This is a genomic window from Burkholderia sp. KCJ3K979 (assembly GCF_016759955.1).
GTDB lineage: Bacteria > Pseudomonadota > Gammaproteobacteria > Burkholderiales > Burkholderiaceae > Burkholderia > Burkholderia orbicola.
This window is the reverse complement of sequence record NZ_JACFYV010000169.1, coordinates 1-15,301: the sequence shown is the minus strand read 5'-3', so window position 1 is coordinate 15,301 and position 15,301 is coordinate 1. Positions and strand designations below refer to the sequence as shown.

The 15,301-nt window shown below is 67.5% G+C and carries 16 protein-coding genes; 13 read left to right on the top strand and 3 right to left on the bottom strand.

What is annotated here, in order from left to right; all coding sequences use genetic code 11:
- The 7 genes from H3O04_RS26780 to hslU form a co-directional block, all read left to right on the top strand.
- Nucleotides 1-155, top strand: a 155-nt coding sequence (locus tag H3O04_RS26780; protein ID WP_202588802.1) for a DUF484 family protein, incomplete at its 5' end; no start/stop codon positions are given.
- A gap of 13 nt (nucleotides 156-168) precedes the next feature.
- The gene (gene xerC / locus H3O04_RS26775; RefSeq protein WP_011546460.1) at nucleotides 169-1,089 is read left to right on the top strand and encodes a tyrosine recombinase XerC; all 921 of its coding nucleotides are present in this window, start codon (nucleotides 169-171) and stop codon (nucleotides 1,087-1,089) included.
- Between the two features lie 76 nt (nucleotides 1,090-1,165).
- Nucleotides 1,166-2,380 (top strand): class I SAM-dependent rRNA methyltransferase, encoded by a 1,215-nt coding sequence (locus H3O04_RS26770; RefSeq protein ID WP_011546461.1) that lies wholly within the window; start codon nucleotides 1,166-1,168, stop codon nucleotides 2,378-2,380.
- A 191-nt stretch (nucleotides 2,381-2,571) separates the two neighbouring features.
- Complete coding sequence (locus H3O04_RS26765) at nucleotides 2,572-3,660, top strand: CobW family GTP-binding protein (RefSeq protein ID WP_202588801.1); 1,089 nt, start codon at nucleotides 2,572-2,574, stop codon at nucleotides 3,658-3,660.
- Between the two features lie 496 nt (nucleotides 3,661-4,156).
- Nucleotides 4,157-4,573, top strand: a complete 417-nt coding sequence (gene dksA / locus H3O04_RS26760; RefSeq protein ID WP_006477498.1) for an RNA polymerase-binding protein DksA — start codon at nucleotides 4,157-4,159, stop codon at nucleotides 4,571-4,573.
- A gap of 237 nt (nucleotides 4,574-4,810) precedes the next feature.
- Nucleotides 4,811-5,347, top strand: coding sequence for an ATP-dependent protease subunit HslV (hslV, locus tag H3O04_RS26755; RefSeq protein ID WP_011546463.1), 537 nt, complete (start codon nucleotides 4,811-4,813; stop codon nucleotides 5,345-5,347).
- Between the two features lie 10 nt (nucleotides 5,348-5,357).
- Complete coding sequence (gene hslU / locus H3O04_RS26750) at nucleotides 5,358-6,701, top strand: ATP-dependent protease ATPase subunit HslU (RefSeq protein WP_006477496.1); 1,344 nt, start codon at nucleotides 5,358-5,360, stop codon at nucleotides 6,699-6,701.
- A 67-nt stretch (nucleotides 6,702-6,768) separates the two neighbouring features.
- Here the strand turns inward: hslU and H3O04_RS26745 are convergent, their stop codons facing one another.
- The 3 genes from H3O04_RS26745 to H3O04_RS26735 all read right to left on the bottom strand — a co-directional run bounded on the left by H3O04_RS26745 (nucleotide 6,769) and on the right by H3O04_RS26735 (nucleotide 9,060).
- Nucleotides 6,769-7,311, bottom strand: a complete 543-nt coding sequence (locus tag H3O04_RS26745) for a response regulator transcription factor (protein ID WP_011546464.1) — start codon at nucleotides 7,309-7,311, stop codon at nucleotides 6,769-6,771.
- Between the two features lie 13 nt (nucleotides 7,312-7,324).
- Nucleotides 7,325-8,755 (bottom strand): ATP-binding protein, encoded by a 1,431-nt coding sequence (locus H3O04_RS26740; RefSeq protein ID WP_202588800.1) that lies wholly within the window; start codon nucleotides 8,753-8,755, stop codon nucleotides 7,325-7,327.
- A gap of 80 nt (nucleotides 8,756-8,835) precedes the next feature.
- Nucleotides 8,836-9,060, bottom strand: coding sequence for a cysteine-rich CWC family protein (locus tag H3O04_RS26735; protein WP_011546466.1), 225 nt, complete (start codon nucleotides 9,058-9,060; stop codon nucleotides 8,836-8,838).
- Nucleotides 9,061-9,353: 293 nt separating this feature from the next.
- Between H3O04_RS26735 and argB the strand changes: the two genes are divergently transcribed.
- From argB to H3O04_RS26705, 6 genes are all read left to right on the top strand, one after another.
- Nucleotides 9,354-10,253: an acetylglutamate kinase gene (gene argB, locus H3O04_RS26730; RefSeq protein ID WP_006490510.1), complete on the top strand. Its 900-nt coding sequence runs from the start codon at nucleotides 9,354-9,356 to the stop codon at nucleotides 10,251-10,253.
- Nucleotides 10,250-11,041 carry a pyrimidine 5'-nucleotidase gene (locus tag H3O04_RS26725; protein WP_077217366.1) on the top strand — a complete coding sequence of 264 codons (792 nt, stop codon included), beginning with the start codon at nucleotides 10,250-10,252 and terminating at the stop codon, nucleotides 11,039-11,041. The genes argB and H3O04_RS26725 overlap by 4 nt, the downstream gene beginning before the upstream one ends.
- Nucleotides 11,008-11,670: a nucleoid occlusion factor SlmA gene (gene slmA, locus H3O04_RS26720; protein ID WP_011546468.1), complete on the top strand. Its 663-nt coding sequence runs from the start codon at nucleotides 11,008-11,010 to the stop codon at nucleotides 11,668-11,670. The genes H3O04_RS26725 and slmA overlap by 34 nt, the downstream gene beginning before the upstream one ends.
- 265 nt (nucleotides 11,671-11,935) lie before the next feature.
- Nucleotides 11,936-13,081, top strand: a complete 1,146-nt coding sequence (metX, locus tag H3O04_RS26715) for a homoserine O-succinyltransferase MetX (protein WP_006477489.1) — start codon at nucleotides 11,936-11,938, stop codon at nucleotides 13,079-13,081.
- The gene (gene metW, locus H3O04_RS26710; RefSeq protein WP_006755281.1) at nucleotides 13,078-13,686 is read left to right on the top strand and encodes a methionine biosynthesis protein MetW; all 609 of its coding nucleotides are present in this window, start codon (nucleotides 13,078-13,080) and stop codon (nucleotides 13,684-13,686) included. The genes metX and metW overlap by 4 nt, the downstream gene beginning before the upstream one ends.
- A gap of 116 nt (nucleotides 13,687-13,802) precedes the next feature.
- Entirely contained in the window at nucleotides 13,803-15,224 is a 1,422-nt protein-coding gene (locus H3O04_RS26705) for an AmpG family muropeptide MFS transporter (protein ID WP_202588799.1), read from the top strand.
- Nucleotides 15,225-15,301: the final 77 nt, after the last annotated feature.

Genomic DNA, 15,301 nt, shown 5'->3' with positions numbered 1-15,301 from the left:
GCGCGCCGCTCGCCGGCAGCGATGCACCCGCGTTCGGCCTGCTGGTCCTCGGTTCGCCCGATCCGCGCCGCTTCCACGACGGGATGGCCACCGACTTCCTCGCGCAGATCGCGACGCTCGCGAGCGCCGCGCTCACGCGCCTGCTGCCGCACTGATCCGCCGCACGCGATGACTGACGATCCGATCGCCGCCTACCTGTCGAACCTGAAGCACGTCAGGCAGCTGTCGGAACACACGCTGCGCGCGTACACGCACGAACTCGACGAACTGAAGAAGCTCGCGGCCGGCCGGCCGCTCGAAGCATTGACCGCCGCCGACATGCGCGGCGCGGTCGTGCGCGGGCACGCGGCCGGACTGTCCGCGCGCTCGATCTCGCACCGCCTTTCCGCATGGCGTGCGTTCTATCGCTGGTTCGCGCAACGCGTCGAGATGCCCGCGAATCCCGTCGCCGGGGTACGCGCGCCCAAACGCGAGAAATCGCTGCCCAAGGCGCTGTCGGTCGACGATGCGGTCGCACTCATGGACGCGCCGCTCGCCGGCACGACCGAAAGCATCCGCGACCACGCGATCCTCGAGCTGTTCTATTCGTCGGGGCTGCGCCTCGCCGAACTGGTCGGGCTCGACGTCCGGTACACGCAAGCCGACGGCTACCGCTCGGCTGGCTGGCTCGATCTCGCCGAAGCCGAAGTCACCGTGCGCGGCAAGGGCAACAAGGAGCGCAAAGTGCCGGTCGGCAGCAAGGCGATCGACGCGCTGAACGCGTGGCTCGCGGTGCGCGACGAATTCGTGAAGCACGATCCGCATCCGCTGTTCGTGTCGGTGCGCGGCAACCGGATGTCGCCGGGCGTCGTGCGCGAGCGCGTGAAGCGTGCGGCGCTCGCCGCCGGCATCCCCGCCAACGTCCACCCGCACGTGTTGCGCCACTCGTTCGCGACGCACGTGCTGCAGTCGAGCGGCGACCTGCGCGCGGTGCAGGAACTGCTCGGCCACGCGAGCGTCGCCGCGACGCAGATCTATACGTCGCTCGACTTCCAGCATCTCGCGAAGATTTACGACAGCGCGCATCCGCGCGCGAAGAAGCGCGACTGACGCGCGTCCCGTGTTATCCGCCACGCGCGGCGGCCGGCACCGGCCGGCGTCGCGCGCGGCCCATTTCGATCTCATCATGCAAACCGTCACCCTCAAGCCGTCCAAGGAAAAATCGCTGCTGCGCCGCCATCCGTGGATCTACGCCAATGCGATCGACCGCGTCGACGGCAAGCCCGCGCCCGGCGCGACCGTGCTCGTGCGCGCGCACGACGGCCGCTTCCTCGCGCGCGGCGCGTACAGCCCGCAGTCGCAGATCCGCGTGCGGGTATGGAGCTTCGACGAGCACGAGCCGATCGATCACGCGTTCTTCAAGCGCCGCGTGCAGCGCGCGGTCGCGCACCGCACGACGATGGTGTCGGGCACGGGTGCGGTGCGGCTCGTGTTCGGCGAAGCCGACGGGCTGCCGGGGCTGATCGTCGACTACTACGTTGCAGATACCGCCGAAGCCGGCGCGGCGCCGCGCGGCCAGTTGGTCTGCCAGTTCATGGCCGCGGGCGTCGAAGCGTGGAAGGACGCGATCGTCGCGGCGCTCACCGGCGCGACCGGCTGCCCGAACGTGTACGAGCGCTCGGACGTGTCGATCCGCGACAAGGAAGGGCTCGAACAGACGACCGGCGTGCTGGCCGGCGACGCGCCGCCCGCGACGCTGATCGCGAACGAAAACGGCGTGCGCTATCACGTCGACGTGCCGAACGGCCACAAGACGGGCTTCTACGTCGACCAGCGCGACAACCGCGCGCTCGTCGCGCAGTACGCGGCCGACCGCGACGTGCTGAACTGCTTCTGCTACACGGGCGGCTTCTCGCTCGCGGCGCTCAAGGGCGGCGCGAAACGCGTCGTGTCGATCGATTCGTCGGGTGACGCGCTCGCGCTCGCGCAGCAGAACGTCGTCGCCAACGGCTTCGACGCGGCACGCGCGACCTGGCTCGACGCCGATGCGTTCAAGACGCTGCGCCGCCTCGTCGACGAAGGCGAGCGTTTCGACCTGATCGTGCTCGATCCGCCGAAGTTCGCGCCGACCCGCGACAGCGTCGATCGCGCGGCGCGCGCGTACAAGGACATCAACCTGAGCGGTTTCAGGCTGCTGCGTCCGGGCGGCCTGCTGTTCACGTACTCGTGCTCGGGCGCGATCGACATGGACCTGTTCCAGAAGATCGTCGCGGGCGCCGCGGCCGACGCGAAGGTCGACGCACGCATCCTGAAGCGGCTCGGCGCGGGCGTCGATCATCCGCTGCTCGCCGCGTTCCCGGAAGGCGAATATCTGAAGGGCCTGCTGTTGCAAATCGTCTGATCGCCCCGATCTAGCGCGGACTACCGCGCCCGCCCTCCGTTGGCGGCGCAGCGCCCCCGCCTGTCGTTCGGACGACGGGCGGGGGCTTGACAGGTATGTTTCAATGGATGGTTGTGCGCCCCGGCTCGCAGCGCGAGGGCGCGACGCACATCCTGGTTTTGACCCCGATTCACGAACCACAGGCGACCGACATGGCCACTCCCGTCACCATCCTTACCGGCTTCCTCGGCAGCGGCAAGACGACGCTGCTCAAGCGCATCCTGAACGAACAGCACGGCATGAAGATCGCCGTGATCGAGAACGAGTTCGGCGAAGAGAACATCGACAACGAAATCCTCGTGCAGGATTCGAACGAGCAGATCATCCAGATGAGCAACGGCTGCATCTGCTGCACGATCCGCGGCGACCTCGCCCGCGCGCTCGGCGATCTGGCCGCGAAGAAGCGCGAAGGCAAGCTCGACTTCGACCGCATCGTGATCGAGACGACCGGCCTCGCGAACCCGGGCCCCGTCGCACAAACGTTCTTCATCGACAGCGAAATCGCCGACGACTTCCTGCTCGACGCGGTCATCACGCTGGTCGACGCGAAGCACGCGAACGCGCAGCTCGACGAACACGAAGTGGTGCAGCGCCAGGTCGGTTTCGCCGATCGCCTGTTCATCACGAAGTCGGACCTCGTCGACGACCAGACCGTCGCGGGCCTCAAGCACCGCCTGATGCACATGAACCCGAAGGCCGCGATCAAGGTCGTGAATTTCGGCGAAGCGGACATCAAGGAAATCTTCGACCTGCGCGGCTTCAACCTCAACGCGAAGCTGGAGATCGATCCCGATTTCCTCGCCGAGGACGATCACGCGCACGATCATCACGATCACGACCATGATCACGATCACGCGAATTGCGACCACGATCACGGCCAATGCGCGCACGATCATGATCATGACCACGGCCACCACCACAATCATCACCACGCGCACCACGACGACAAGATCAAGTCGTTCGTGTACCGCAACGACCGCCCGTTCGACCCGAACAAGCTGGAAGACTTCCTCGGCGGCATCCTGCAGATCTACGGCGAGCGGATGCTGCGCTACAAGGGCGTGCTGTACATGAAGGGCGTCGACCGCAAGGTCGTGTTCCAGGGCGTGCACCAGATGATGGGCAGCGACCTCGCGGCGAAGTGGCTGCCGGTCGAGAAGAAGACCAACAAGATGGTGTTCATCGGCGTCGACCTGCCGCAGGACCTGATCACCGACGGCCTCGACGCCTGCCTCGCCTGACCCGTGCGGGCGCCCGCCGTGCGCCCGCTGCCCGGCCGCCCGCACCGGCGGCCGCGGCGGTCGCGCGGCGCCTTTTCCGGGCAGGGTTTCGCCGTCATCGCTTTTTCGCGATTTGCGCGTTATATTTTCTAGATATTGGCGCAGCCGACGGGGATCGACCCGATACGGCGCCCGCTTGCGATTCAGTTACAATACGTGCCCGCTGGAGTACGGCAACAAACAGGCCCGGTTCTTGCTGAACCAGTTTTCCGGGCATCGCAACCGCGCCGGATCGCCAATCCGCCTCCCGGCCGCGGCCGATGCGATGTGCCGCGCAGCACACCGGTTCGCAGCGCGCGCAAATCCGCGCCAGGCCTATCCTGGTATTTGAGAACCGGTTTTCCAGAGGCTTTCGGCCCCGCGGCGGCAAATCGCAAGTGATTGCAAGCGCGGTTGCGGGTAATCCCAAAGTGCAGGCAATATCTCTCGATTTGCCGCACATTGAAGAAGCAAGCAGATGACGAAGAAACTCTTGACCGAAGCCGAAATCCTGAAGATGAGCGACAAGGATTACATGAATGAGGATCAGCTCGCCTTCTTCAAAAATCGGCTCGAACAGTTGCAGGCGGACATCCTCAAGAATGCAGGCCAGACGACCGAGAACCTGCGCGAGACGGTGATCGTCCCCGATCCCGCCGACCGCGCGACGATCGAGGAAGAGCACGCGCTCGAGCTGCGTACGCGTGATCGCGAACGCAAGCTCCTCAAGAAGGTTCAGCAGTCGCTCGCCCGCATCGACTCCGGCGATTACGGCTGGTGTGAGGAAACCGGCGAGCCGATCGGCATTCCGCGCCTGCTCGCGCGTCCGACCGCCACGCTGTCGCTCGAGGCGCAGGAACGCCGCGAGTTGCGCCAGAAGCTGTTCGGCGACTGATCGAGCGGCATTCCGCTCAAACACGCTGCTTCCCGAAAGCGCGCGGCCTGCCGCGCGCTTTTTGTTTTTCCGGCACCGGTTCCCGGCCGCCGGCCGATTTGCCTTCCCCTCTTGATATCCCGGCGCCCGCCCTAAAATGAAACGGACGCGCGCCGGGCCGCTCCCCGGCGCACTGCGGATTCACGCGGCGGCGCGTCGCGTCGCCCGACTCTTCCCCGTTTTTCTCAAGGAACGCAGATGGAGCAATTTCACGGCACGACCATCGTTTCGGTCCGGCGCGGCGACAAGGTCGCGCTCGGCGGCGACGGCCAGGTAACCCTCGGCAACATCGTCATGAAGGGTGGCGCGCGGAAAGTGCGGCGGATCTACAACAACCAGGTGCTGGTCGGATTCGCGGGCGGCACCGCCGATGCGTTCTCGCTCCTCGACCGCTTCGAGGCGAAGCTCGAGAAGCACCAGGGCAACCTGACCCGCGCGGCCGTCGAGCTCGCGAAGGACTGGCGCACCGACCGGATGCTGCGCCGCCTCGAGGCGATGCTGATCACGGCCGATGCCACCACCACGCTCGTCATCACCGGCAACGGCGACGTGCTCGATCCCGAAGGCGGCATCTGCGCGATCGGCTCGGGCGGCGCGTACGCGCAGGCCGCGGCCCGCGCGCTCGTCGAGAACACCGACCTGTCGCCGCGCGACATCGTCGAGAAGTCGCTCGGGATCGCGGGCGACATGTGCATCTACACGAACCACAACCGCATCATCGAAACGATCGAGTAAGGACAGCCCCATGAGCACCATGACCCCTGCCGAGATCGTCTCGGAACTCGACAAGCACATCATCGGCCAGGCGAAGGCGAAGAAGGCCGTCGCCGTCGCGCTGCGTAACCGCTGGCGCCGCCAGCAGGTCGCCGAGCCGCTGCGCCAGGAAATCACGCCGAAGAACATCCTGATGATCGGGCCGACGGGCGTCGGCAAGACCGAAATCGCGCGCCGCCTCGCGAAGCTCGCCGACGCGCCGTTCATCAAGATCGAAGCGACCAAGTTCACCGAAGTCGGCTACGTCGGCCGCGACGTCGACAGCATCGTGCGCGACCTGATCGAGATCTCGGTCAAGCAGACGCGCGAAGCCGAAATGCGCAAGGTGCGCAGCAAGGCCACCGACCAGGCGGAAGACCGCATCCTCGACATCCTGCTGCCGCAGCCGCGCGCGGTGGGCTTCGGCGGCAATGCCGAGCACGCGAACGACGACAACAACGCGACCCGCCAGACGTTCCGCAAGCGCCTGCGCGAAGGCCAGCTCGACGACAAGGAAGTCGAGCTCGACCTCGAGCAGCCGTCGGTCGGCATGGACATCATGGCGCCGCCGGGGATGGAAGAGATGACCGAGCAGATCCGCTCGATGTTCTCGAATCTCGGCAGCGGCAAGAAGCAGCGCCGCAAGGTGAAGATCAAGGAAGCGCTGAAGCTGCTGACCGACGAGGAAGCGGCGAAGATGCTCAACGAAGAGGAAGTGAAGACGAAGGCCGTGCAGAACGTCGAGCAGAATGGCATCGTGTTCCTCGACGAGATCGACAAGATCACGTCGCGCAACAACGAAGGCAGCGGCGGCGAAGTGTCGCGCCAGGGCGTGCAGCGCGACCTGCTACCGCTCGTCGAAGGCACGACGGTCAACACGAAGTACGGGATGGTGAAGACCGATCACATCCTGTTCATCGCGAGCGGCGCGTTCCACCTCGCGAAGCCGAGCGACCTGATTCCGGAGCTGCAGGGCCGCTTCCCGATCCGCGTCGAGCTCGATTCGCTGTCGGTCGAAGATTTCGAGGCGATCCTCGATGCGACCGACGCGAGCCTCGTCAAGCAGTACCAGGCGCTGCTCGCAACCGAAGACGTGCAGCTCGAATTCGCCGCGGACGGCATCCGGCGCCTCGCCGAGATCGCGTTCGCGGTCAACGAGAAAACCGAGAACATCGGCGCGCGCCGGCTGTACACGGTGATCGAGAAGCTGCTCGAGGAAGTGTCGTTCTCGGCCGGCAACCACGCCGGCGAGCGCGTGACGATCGACGCGAAGTACGTCGACCGTGCGCTCGGCGAAGTGGCGCAGGACGAGGACCTGTCGCGCTACGTGCTGTAACGCGCGCGGTACTTGATGAGAGACGGGCGGCCCCTTCCGGGGTCGCCCGTTTTCGTTGGTGCGCCGCTTACTGCCGGACCGGCTTCTTCGCGAGCTTGCGCTGCAGCGTGCGGCGGTGCATGTTCAGCGCCCGCGCGGTGGCCGAGATGTTGTTGTTGTTCTCCGCCAGCACGCGCTGGATGTGCTCCCATTCGAGCCGGTCGACCGACAGCACGACCGGATTCTCGAGCGCCTCGTCGGCCTGCACTTCGGTCGCGTTGGTCTGCAGCGCGGCCAGGATCGACTCGACGTTGGCCGGCTTCGCGAGGTAGTTGTCGGCGCCTTCCTTCACGGCCTGCACAGCGGTCGCGATGCTCGCGTAGCCGGTCAGCACGAGAATGCGCGCATCGGGCTGCAGGTCGCACAGCGGCGCGATCAGGCTCAGCCCCGAATCCTCGCCGAGATGCAGGTCGACGGTGATGAACTGGAACTTGCCGCCCGCGGCGAGCCGCAGCGCCGTCTCCTTGTCGTGCGCCTGCTGGACCGCGTAACCGCGGCGCTCGAGGCCGCGCGCGAGCGTGCCCGCGAACACCTCGTTGTCGTCGATCACCAGGAAATTGTTCTCGCTCATGTGGTTTCTCCGTCTACGTGTTGGTTGAGGCCGCCGGTATCGCGACGCGCACGACCGGCAGGCGCAGCACGGCCCGCGTGCCGCGCCCTGTTGGAGCGCCGGCCGGGCGGCTGTCCGGCGCGCCGGCCGGCCGTTCGGCTGCACGTGCACCCGTGCGCGATCCCGCGCGTTGTCCCGATACGGCCGCCGCGTGGCCATTTGCCGCACCGCCGGCCCGCCCGTTGCCGCCCGCCGCGCGCGGCGTAACGTCGGACAGTTCGATCTCGCCGCCGAGCCGCGCGGCCGCACTGAACGCGAGATACAGGCCGACGCCGTGCCCGCCCTGCGTGCTGTCGACCGGCATCGCGCCGAGCGATTCGCGCAGCGCGGCCGGAATGCCGGGCCCGTCGTCGCATACCTCGAATTCGATTTCGTCGGCCGTGCCGCCATGCGCGACCTTCGCGGCGAGCGTCACGCGCTGCGGGCTCGCGCGCGCGGCGTTGTCGAGCAGGATCGTCAGGATCTGGCCGGCCGCGACCGTATCGTCGAGCGCGACGCCGGCCGGGCGCGCGCCGAGCAGCTCGAACTGCACGTGCGGATGCCGCAGGCGCCAGTGCTCGACGAACGTGTCGAGCCAGTCGTCCACCGGCTGGCGGCTCGCCGACGTGCTCGCGCGGCTGCGCAGGCGCGCGAGCGCCGACGTGCACAGCGACATCTGTTCCTCGAGCACCTTCAGGTCGGCGTCGTAGCGCGCGAGCCCCGGATCGGCGCGCGCCGCGTCGCGCAACTCCTCGGCGAGCATCGCGATGGTCGACAACGGCGTGCCCATTTCATGCGCGACGGTGGCGGCCTGCACGCCGAGCGCGACGGCCCGCTCGTCGCGCAGCAGATGCTGCTGCGCCTCGCCGAGCGCCGCGTCGCGCTGGCGCAGCGCGTTCGACATGCGCGCGACGAACCACGCGATCAGCCCGACGCTGACCATGAAGTTCACCCACATGCCGGTACGGTAGTAATCGAACAGGTTCGCCGGGTTGTCCATGTTGAGCGGCACCGAATCGAAGCCGAGCGCCGCGTAGCAGGCGACCGCGAACGCCGCGAGCCAGATCATCAGGTGCCACGGCAGCACGGCCGCCGCGATCGCGAGCGACGGCAGGTACAGCGACACGAACGGGTTGGTCGTCCCGCCCGACAGGAACAGCAGCGCGGACAGCGCACCGAGGTCGACCCACAGCTGGCCGAGCAGCTCGAAATTGGTCTCGGGCCGGGCGCGCAGCACGCGCACCCAGGTCAGCGCGTTGAAAACGATTTCGAGCGCGATGACCATCAGCATCGCGGGCAGCGGCAGATGCACGCCGAAATAGGTCTGCACGACGCCGATCGTCACGAGCTGGCCGATGATCGCGAGATTGCGGAGCCAGAACAGGTGACCGAGGTTGACGCGCCCGGTGGTGGTGATTCGTTGCATCCGGGCAGTTTACCCGTTTAGCGCCCGGCGCCTCTAGCGGGGCCGGATCGATGCACACGAACGGGCGCGGCGAGGCGCCGTCAACCGGCCGCGCCGGCCATGCGCTGCGCAATCTCGTCGGCCAGGCACTCGGGGCATCGGCACCGCGCGCCGGCCGCAGGCGGCGTGCCGCCGGGCGGCACCGGCATCGCCGCGCACCAGCAGTCGAACGGCTGCGTATGCGCGCCGCAGTCGAAGCCGCGCCCGCAGTGCGGGCAGCGCGCACGGCGCGGGGCGGAACGGGCGTCGGCGGCGGAATCGGTCATGGCGCAATCGCGGAAGCGGGCGGGACATCGCCCCACGCGACAAGCATAGCGCGGCGGCTGGATTTTGCACGCCGGCCGCTTGGCCGAACGCCATCGGAAACGCACGTTGGCCAGCCTGCCGCCGCCGCCCGCGCGACGGCGCCCGAATCGCGCCGCGCCATAGCCGGCGGGCCGCCGCGTGCGATGCCGCGCCGCGCCGCCGGGGCGCCGGCCGGCCCAAAAACCCGATGCTGCGCTGCGCCACTCCTGTACAATTCGCCCTGTTTCAACCGTTCCCAGCCAGAGCCGCCGCCATGTCCGAGCCCATCGACCTCTCGCAGATCGCCCCCACGCTGAAAGCAGAAATCCTCGCGGAGGCGCTGCCGTACATCCGTCGTTACCACGGCAAGACCGTGGTCATCAAATACGGCGGCAACGCGATGACGGAAGAGCGGCTCAAGCAGGGCTTCGCGCGCGACGTGATCCTGCTGAAACTGGTCGGCATCAACCCGGTGATCGTCCACGGCGGCGGTCCGCAGATCGATCACGCGCTGAAGAAGATCGGCAAGGCCGGCACTTTCATCCAGGGCATGCGCGTCACCGACGAAGAGACGATGGAAGTCGTCGAATGGGTGCTGGGCGGCGAAGTGCAGCAGGACATCGTGATGCTGATCAATCACTTCGGCGGCCACGCGGTGGGCCTGACGGGCAAGGATGGCGGCCTGATCCACGCACGCAAGCTGCTGATGCCGGACCGCGACAACCCGGGCCAGTACATCGACATCGGCCAGGTCGGCGAAGTCGAGGCGATCAACCCGGCGGTCGTGAAGGCGCTGCAGGACGACGCGTTCATCCCGGTGATCTCGCCGATCGGCTTCGGCGAGGACGGCCTGTCGTACAACATCAACGCGGATCTGGTCGCGGGCAAGCTGGCCACGGTGCTGAACGCCGAGAAGCTGCTGATGATGACCAACATCCCGGGCGTGATGGACAAGGACGGCAACCTGCTGACCGACCTGTCCGCCCGCGAGATCGACGCGCTGTTCGAGGACGGCACGATCTCCGGCGGCATGCTGCCGAAGATCTCGTCGGCACTCGACGCCGCGAAGAGCGGCGTGAAGTCGGTGCACATCGTCGACGGCCGGATCGAGCATTCGGTGCTGCTGGAAATCCTGACCGAGCAGCCGTTCGGCACGATGATCCGCTCGCATTGAGCGCGCGCCGCCCGCCTGCCAGCCCCGACCTGCCGGCCCCGCTGCGGCGCCGGCGCATCTCGCGCAGCCGGCCGCGCGCCGGCGCGCCCGTCTGGCTGTTCGATCTCGACAACACGCTGCACCACGCGTCGCACGCGATCTTTCCGGAGATCAACCGTGCGATGACGCAATACATCATCGACGCGCTGCAGGTCGGGCGCGCCGAAGCCGACCGCCTGCGCAACGGCTACACCGAGCGCTACGGCGCCGCGCTGCTCGGCCTCACGCGCCACCACCCGATCGACCCGCACGACTTCCTGCGCGTGGTCCACACGTTTTCCGACCTGCCCGCGATGGTGCGCGCCGAGCGCGGCCTCGCGCGCATCGTCGCCGCGCTGCCGGGCCGCAAGCTGATCCTGACCAACGCGCCCGAAAATTATGCGCGCGCGGTGCTGCGCGAGCTGGGCATCGAGCGGCTGTTCGAGCGCGTGATCGCGATCGAGCACATGCGCGACCGCCGCACGTGGCGCGCGAAGCCCGATCACACGATGCTGCGCCGGACGCTGCGCGCCGCGCACGCACGGCTCGCCGACGCGATCCTCGTCGAGGACACGCGCGGCCACCTGAAGCGCTACAAGCGTCTGGGCATCGGGACGATATGGATCACCGGCCACCTGCCCGGCCATCTGCCGGCAACCGGACGCCCGCATTATGTCGACCAGCGCATTCGTTCGTTAAAATCGCTGCGACTGGGCACACGATCGGGGCGACAAAAATGCAGCCGACTTACCCGCAGGACCAAGCCGTAACGGAAAGCCAGGCCACACCCTCCCGCCCGCGCCCGAAGCCGGGCGAGCGCCGCGTCATGATCCTGCAGACGCTCGCGGCGATGCTCGAGGCCCCGAAACCCGAGAAAATCACGACCGCCGCGCTCGCGGCCCGGCTCGACGTGTCGGAAGCCGCGCTGTACCGGCACTTCGCCAGCAAGGCGAAGATGTACGAAGGGTTGATCGAGTTCATCGAGCAGGCGCTGTTCGGGCTCGTCAACCAGATCGTCGCGAAGGAGCCGAACGGCGTGCTGCAGGCCCGCACGATCGCGCTGACGATGCTCAATTTCGCCGCAAAGAACCCGGGCATGACGCGCGTGCTGACCGGCGAGGCGCTGGTCGGCGAGGACGAGCGGCTCACCGAGCGCGTGAACCAGCTGCTCGACCGCATCGAGGCGACCGTCAAGCAATGCCTGCGCGTCGCGCGCACCGAGGCGCAGGCGCCCGATGGCGCGACGCCGTTCGTGCTGCCGGCCGACTACGATCCCGGCGCCCGCGCGAGCCTGCTCGTCAGCTACGTGATCGGCCGGTGGCATCGGTTCGCCAAAGGCGGGTTCCAGAAGCCGCCGGGCGAGCAGGCCGATGCGCATCTGCGGCTGATCCTGCAGTGACCGGCGCGTGACGGTACGCCCGCCATGCGCCCGAATCCGGGCCTCGCAATTTCCGCTATACTTTGCCGACTGTCGCCTCACGGGCGGCAGGTCGGAAGCGCGCCGATTTGCTGACTCGATTGCGGGCGCGCGAACCGGCCAGGGCGTGGCTGTGCGCTTGCCTTGGCGGTTCACTACAAATGCGGCTAAAGAGGTCGTCAGCCGCGCACCTTCGCCTCCGCGCATCGCCGACACCATTTAGCCGCCCAGTCATAAGGCGGAACGAATGGAATCGATCGGCATCGTCGCTCCACAGACCATGCACTTCGCCGAACCGCTGCGCTTGCAAAGCGGCAGCGTGCTCGGCAACTATCAGCTCGTCGTCGAGACGTACGGCGAGCTCAACGCCGCGCGCTCGAACGCGGTGCTCGTCTGCCACGCGCTCAACGCGTCGCACCACGTCGCCGGCGTCTACGCGGACGATCCGCGCAGCACCGGCTGGTGGGACAACATGGTCGGCCCGGGCAAGCCGCTCGACACCAACCGCTTCTTCGTGATCGGCGTGAACAACCTCGGCTCGTGTTTCGGCTCGACCGGCCCGATGAGCATCGATCCGTCGACCGGCAAGCCGTACGGCGCCAAGTTTCCGGTGGTGACCGTCGAGGACTGGGTGCATGCGCAGGCGCGCGTCGCCGACGCATTCGGCATCGAGCGCTTCGCTGCGGTGATGGGCGGCAGCCTCGGCGGCATGCAGGCGCTCGCGTGGAGCCTGATGTATCCGGAACGCGTCGCGCACTGCATCGACATCGCATCGACGCCGAAGCTGTCCGCGCAGAACATCGCGTTCAACGAGGTCGCGCGCTCGGCGATCCTGTCCGATCCCGACTTCCATGGCGGCGACTACTACGCGCACGGCGTGAAGCCGAAGCGCGGCCTGCGCGTCGCGCGGATGATCGGCCACATCACGTACCTGTCCGACGACGACATGGCCGAGAAATTCGGCCGCGCGCTGCGGCGCGCCGACGGCGCGCTCGACGCGTACAACTTCAGCTTCGACGTCGAATTCGAGGTCGAGTCGTACCTGCGCTACCAGGGCGACAAGTTCGCCGACTACTTCGACGCGAACACGTACCTGCTGATCACGCGCGCGCTCGACTACTTCGATCCAGCGAAGGCGTTCGACGGCAACCTGACGGCCGCGCTCGCGCACACGCAGGCGAAGTACCTGATCGCGAGCTTCTCGACCGACTGGCGCTTCGCGCCCGCCCGCTCGCGCGAGATCGTGAAGGCGCTGCTCGACAACAAGCGCACGGTCAGCTACGCGGAAATCGACGCGCCGCACGGTCACGACGCATTCCTGCTCGACGACGCGCGCTATCACAACCTGCTCCGCGCGTATTACGAACGAATCGCCAACGAGGTGGGCGCATGAACCAGCAAGCGTTGAATTCCCTGTCCGCGCGCGCGGACTTCCGCACGATCGCGCGCTGGGTCGAACCGCGTTCGACCGTGCTCGACCTCGGCTGCGGCGACGGCTCGCTGCTCGCGCTGCTGATGGAGGAGCTGGACGTCACCGGCTACGGAATCGAGCTGAACGACGCGGGCGTGCTCGCGAGCGCGAAGAACGGCATCAACGTGATCCAGCAGAACCTCGAGGATGGCCTGCGCCTGTTCGAGGACCACAGCTTCGACATCGCGATCCTGTCGCAAACGCTGCAAACGATCCACCAGACGGCCGCGATCCTGCGCGAAACGGCGCGCGTCGGCCGCGAGTGCATCGTGTCGTTCCCGAACTTCGGCTACTGGCCGCACCGGCTGTCGGTGCTGAACGGCCGGATGCCGGTGTCGAAGTCGCTGCCTTACCAGTGGCACAACACGCCGAACGTGCGGGTGCTGACGATCGAGGATTTCGAGGCGCTGGCGCCCGAAGTGGGCGTGACGATTCTCGACCGCGTCGTGCTGCACGAAGGCCAGCCGATTCGATGGGGAGCGAACTGGCGTGGTAGTCTTGCTGTCTATCGCGTCAAGCGCAGCTGAGCCGGGGAGCCGTTGACGGAAGATCCGGCCCGCCCACGCGCGCGGCCGCCCCTCCTGCGCCGTGCGCGCCGCCTGCGCTGCCGCCGCCATCAGTCAACGCTACCCAGTTCCTGTCCATGTCGAAAACGCCACACGAGGCGCCCGCACTCACCGCTCACGAGGATCACCCCGGCTGGCGCGCCTATCTGAACACGCACATGCTGATCTGCGTGTTCCTGGGCTTCACGTCGGGGCTGCCCCTCTTCACGCTCGTCTACCTCGTGCAGGCATGGCTGCGCTCCGAGGGCGTGAACCTGAAGGAAATCGGCCTGTTCGCGCTGATCCAGTTCCCGTATACGTGGAAGTTCCTGTGGGCGCCGCTGATGGACCGCTACATCCCGCGCCTGCCCGGCTGGCGGCCGGGCCGCCGGCGCGGCTGGCTGCTGCTCACGCAGCTGCTGGTCGCCGGCGCGATCGCCGCGCTCGGCTTCGTGTCGCCGCGCGACTCGATCTGGACGGTCGCCGCGCTCACGACGCTCGTCGCATTCTTCGGCGCGAGCGCCGACATCGTGATCGACGCGTATCGCCGCGAGTTGCTGCGCGACACCGAGCAGGGCCTCGGCAACGCGGTGCACGTGAACGCGTACAAGCTCGCCGCGCTGATTCCCGGCTCGCTCGCGCTGATCCTGTCCGACCACCTGCCGTGGGACGCCGTGTTCGCGATCACCGGCGCGTTCATGCTGCCGGGCATCCTGATGACGCTCGTCGTGCGCGAGCCGGAAGTGGTCGGCACGCCGCCGCGCAACCTGCGCGACGCGATCGTGCTGCCGTTCCGCGAATTCATCCAGCGCGACGGCTGGGCCGGCGCGCTGCTCGTCATCGCGTTCATCTTCCTGTTCAAGATTGGCGACACGATGGCGACCACGCTGTCGACGTCGTTCTTCCTCGACATCGGCTTCTCGCGCACCGAGATCGGCATCGTCGCGAAAACCACCGCGCTCGTCGCGAGCGTCGCCGGCGGCATCATCGGCGGCATCTGGCTCGTGAAGATCGGCATCGGCCGCGGGCTGTGGATCTTCGGCGCGCTGCAGATGGTGTCGACGCTCGGCTTCGCGTGGCTCGCGCAGCTCGGCCCCGGCTCGCCGGTGCTCGCGGTGCTGTACGACTTCACGGTCGCGGCCAGCCACGCGCTCGCGTCGTTCATGTCGGTGTTCGGTATCGAGATCACGCCGAAGCTGAGCCCGATGACGGTCGCGCTCGCGCTCGTCTACGGCTTCGAAACCTTCACGACCGGCCTCACGATGGCCGCGTTCGTCGCGTATATCGCGAGCACGACCGACCCGCGCTACACGGCCACGCAGTTCGCGCTGTTCACGAGCCTCGCGTCGGTGCCGCGTACGCTCGCATCGGCCGCGAGCGGCTTCGTCGTCGCGAAGATCGGCTGGTACGACTATTTCATCGTGTGCACCGCGCTCGCGGTTCCCGGCATGCTGCTGCTGTTCAGGATCGCGCCATGGAACGGTGCCGCGCGCAACGGCGAGGCGAACCGTGCGCGGTAACCGCCTGCATCGTCTCGCGCGCGTGACGGCTGCGTTGAGCGTCGGCGCCGCGGCATTCACCGCGACGAGTGCGCACG

Coding starts and splice junctions, on each gene's coding strand:
- xerC (WP_011546460.1), top strand. CDS start 169: ATGACTGACGATCCGATCGCCGCCTACCTGTCGAACCTGAAGCACGTC.
- H3O04_RS26770 (WP_011546461.1), top strand. CDS start 1,166: ATGCAAACCGTCACCCTCAAGCCGTCCAAGGAAAAATCGCTGCTGCGC.
- H3O04_RS26765 (WP_202588801.1), top strand. CDS start 2,572: ATGGCCACTCCCGTCACCATCCTTACCGGCTTCCTCGGCAGCGGCAAG.
- dksA (WP_006477498.1), top strand. CDS start 4,157: ATGACGAAGAAACTCTTGACCGAAGCCGAAATCCTGAAGATGAGCGAC.
- hslV (WP_011546463.1), top strand. CDS start 4,811: ATGGAGCAATTTCACGGCACGACCATCGTTTCGGTCCGGCGCGGCGAC.
- hslU (WP_006477496.1), top strand. CDS start 5,358: ATGAGCACCATGACCCCTGCCGAGATCGTCTCGGAACTCGACAAGCAC.
- H3O04_RS26745 (WP_011546464.1), bottom strand. CDS start 7,311: ATGAGCGAGAACAATTTCCTGGTGATCGACGACAACGAGGTGTTCGCG.
- H3O04_RS26740 (WP_202588800.1), bottom strand. CDS start 8,755: ATGCAACGAATCACCACCACCGGGCGCGTCAACCTCGGTCACCTGTTC.
- H3O04_RS26735 (WP_011546466.1), bottom strand. CDS start 9,060: ATGACCGATTCCGCCGCCGACGCCCGTTCCGCCCCGCGCCGTGCGCGC.
- argB (WP_006490510.1), top strand. CDS start 9,354: ATGTCCGAGCCCATCGACCTCTCGCAGATCGCCCCCACGCTGAAAGCA.
- slmA (WP_011546468.1), top strand. CDS start 11,008: ATGCAGCCGACTTACCCGCAGGACCAAGCCGTAACGGAAAGCCAGGCC.
- metX (WP_006477489.1), top strand. CDS start 11,936: ATGGAATCGATCGGCATCGTCGCTCCACAGACCATGCACTTCGCCGAA.
- metW (WP_006755281.1), top strand. CDS start 13,078: ATGAACCAGCAAGCGTTGAATTCCCTGTCCGCGCGCGCGGACTTCCGC.
- H3O04_RS26705 (WP_202588799.1), top strand. CDS start 13,803: ATGTCGAAAACGCCACACGAGGCGCCCGCACTCACCGCTCACGAGGAT.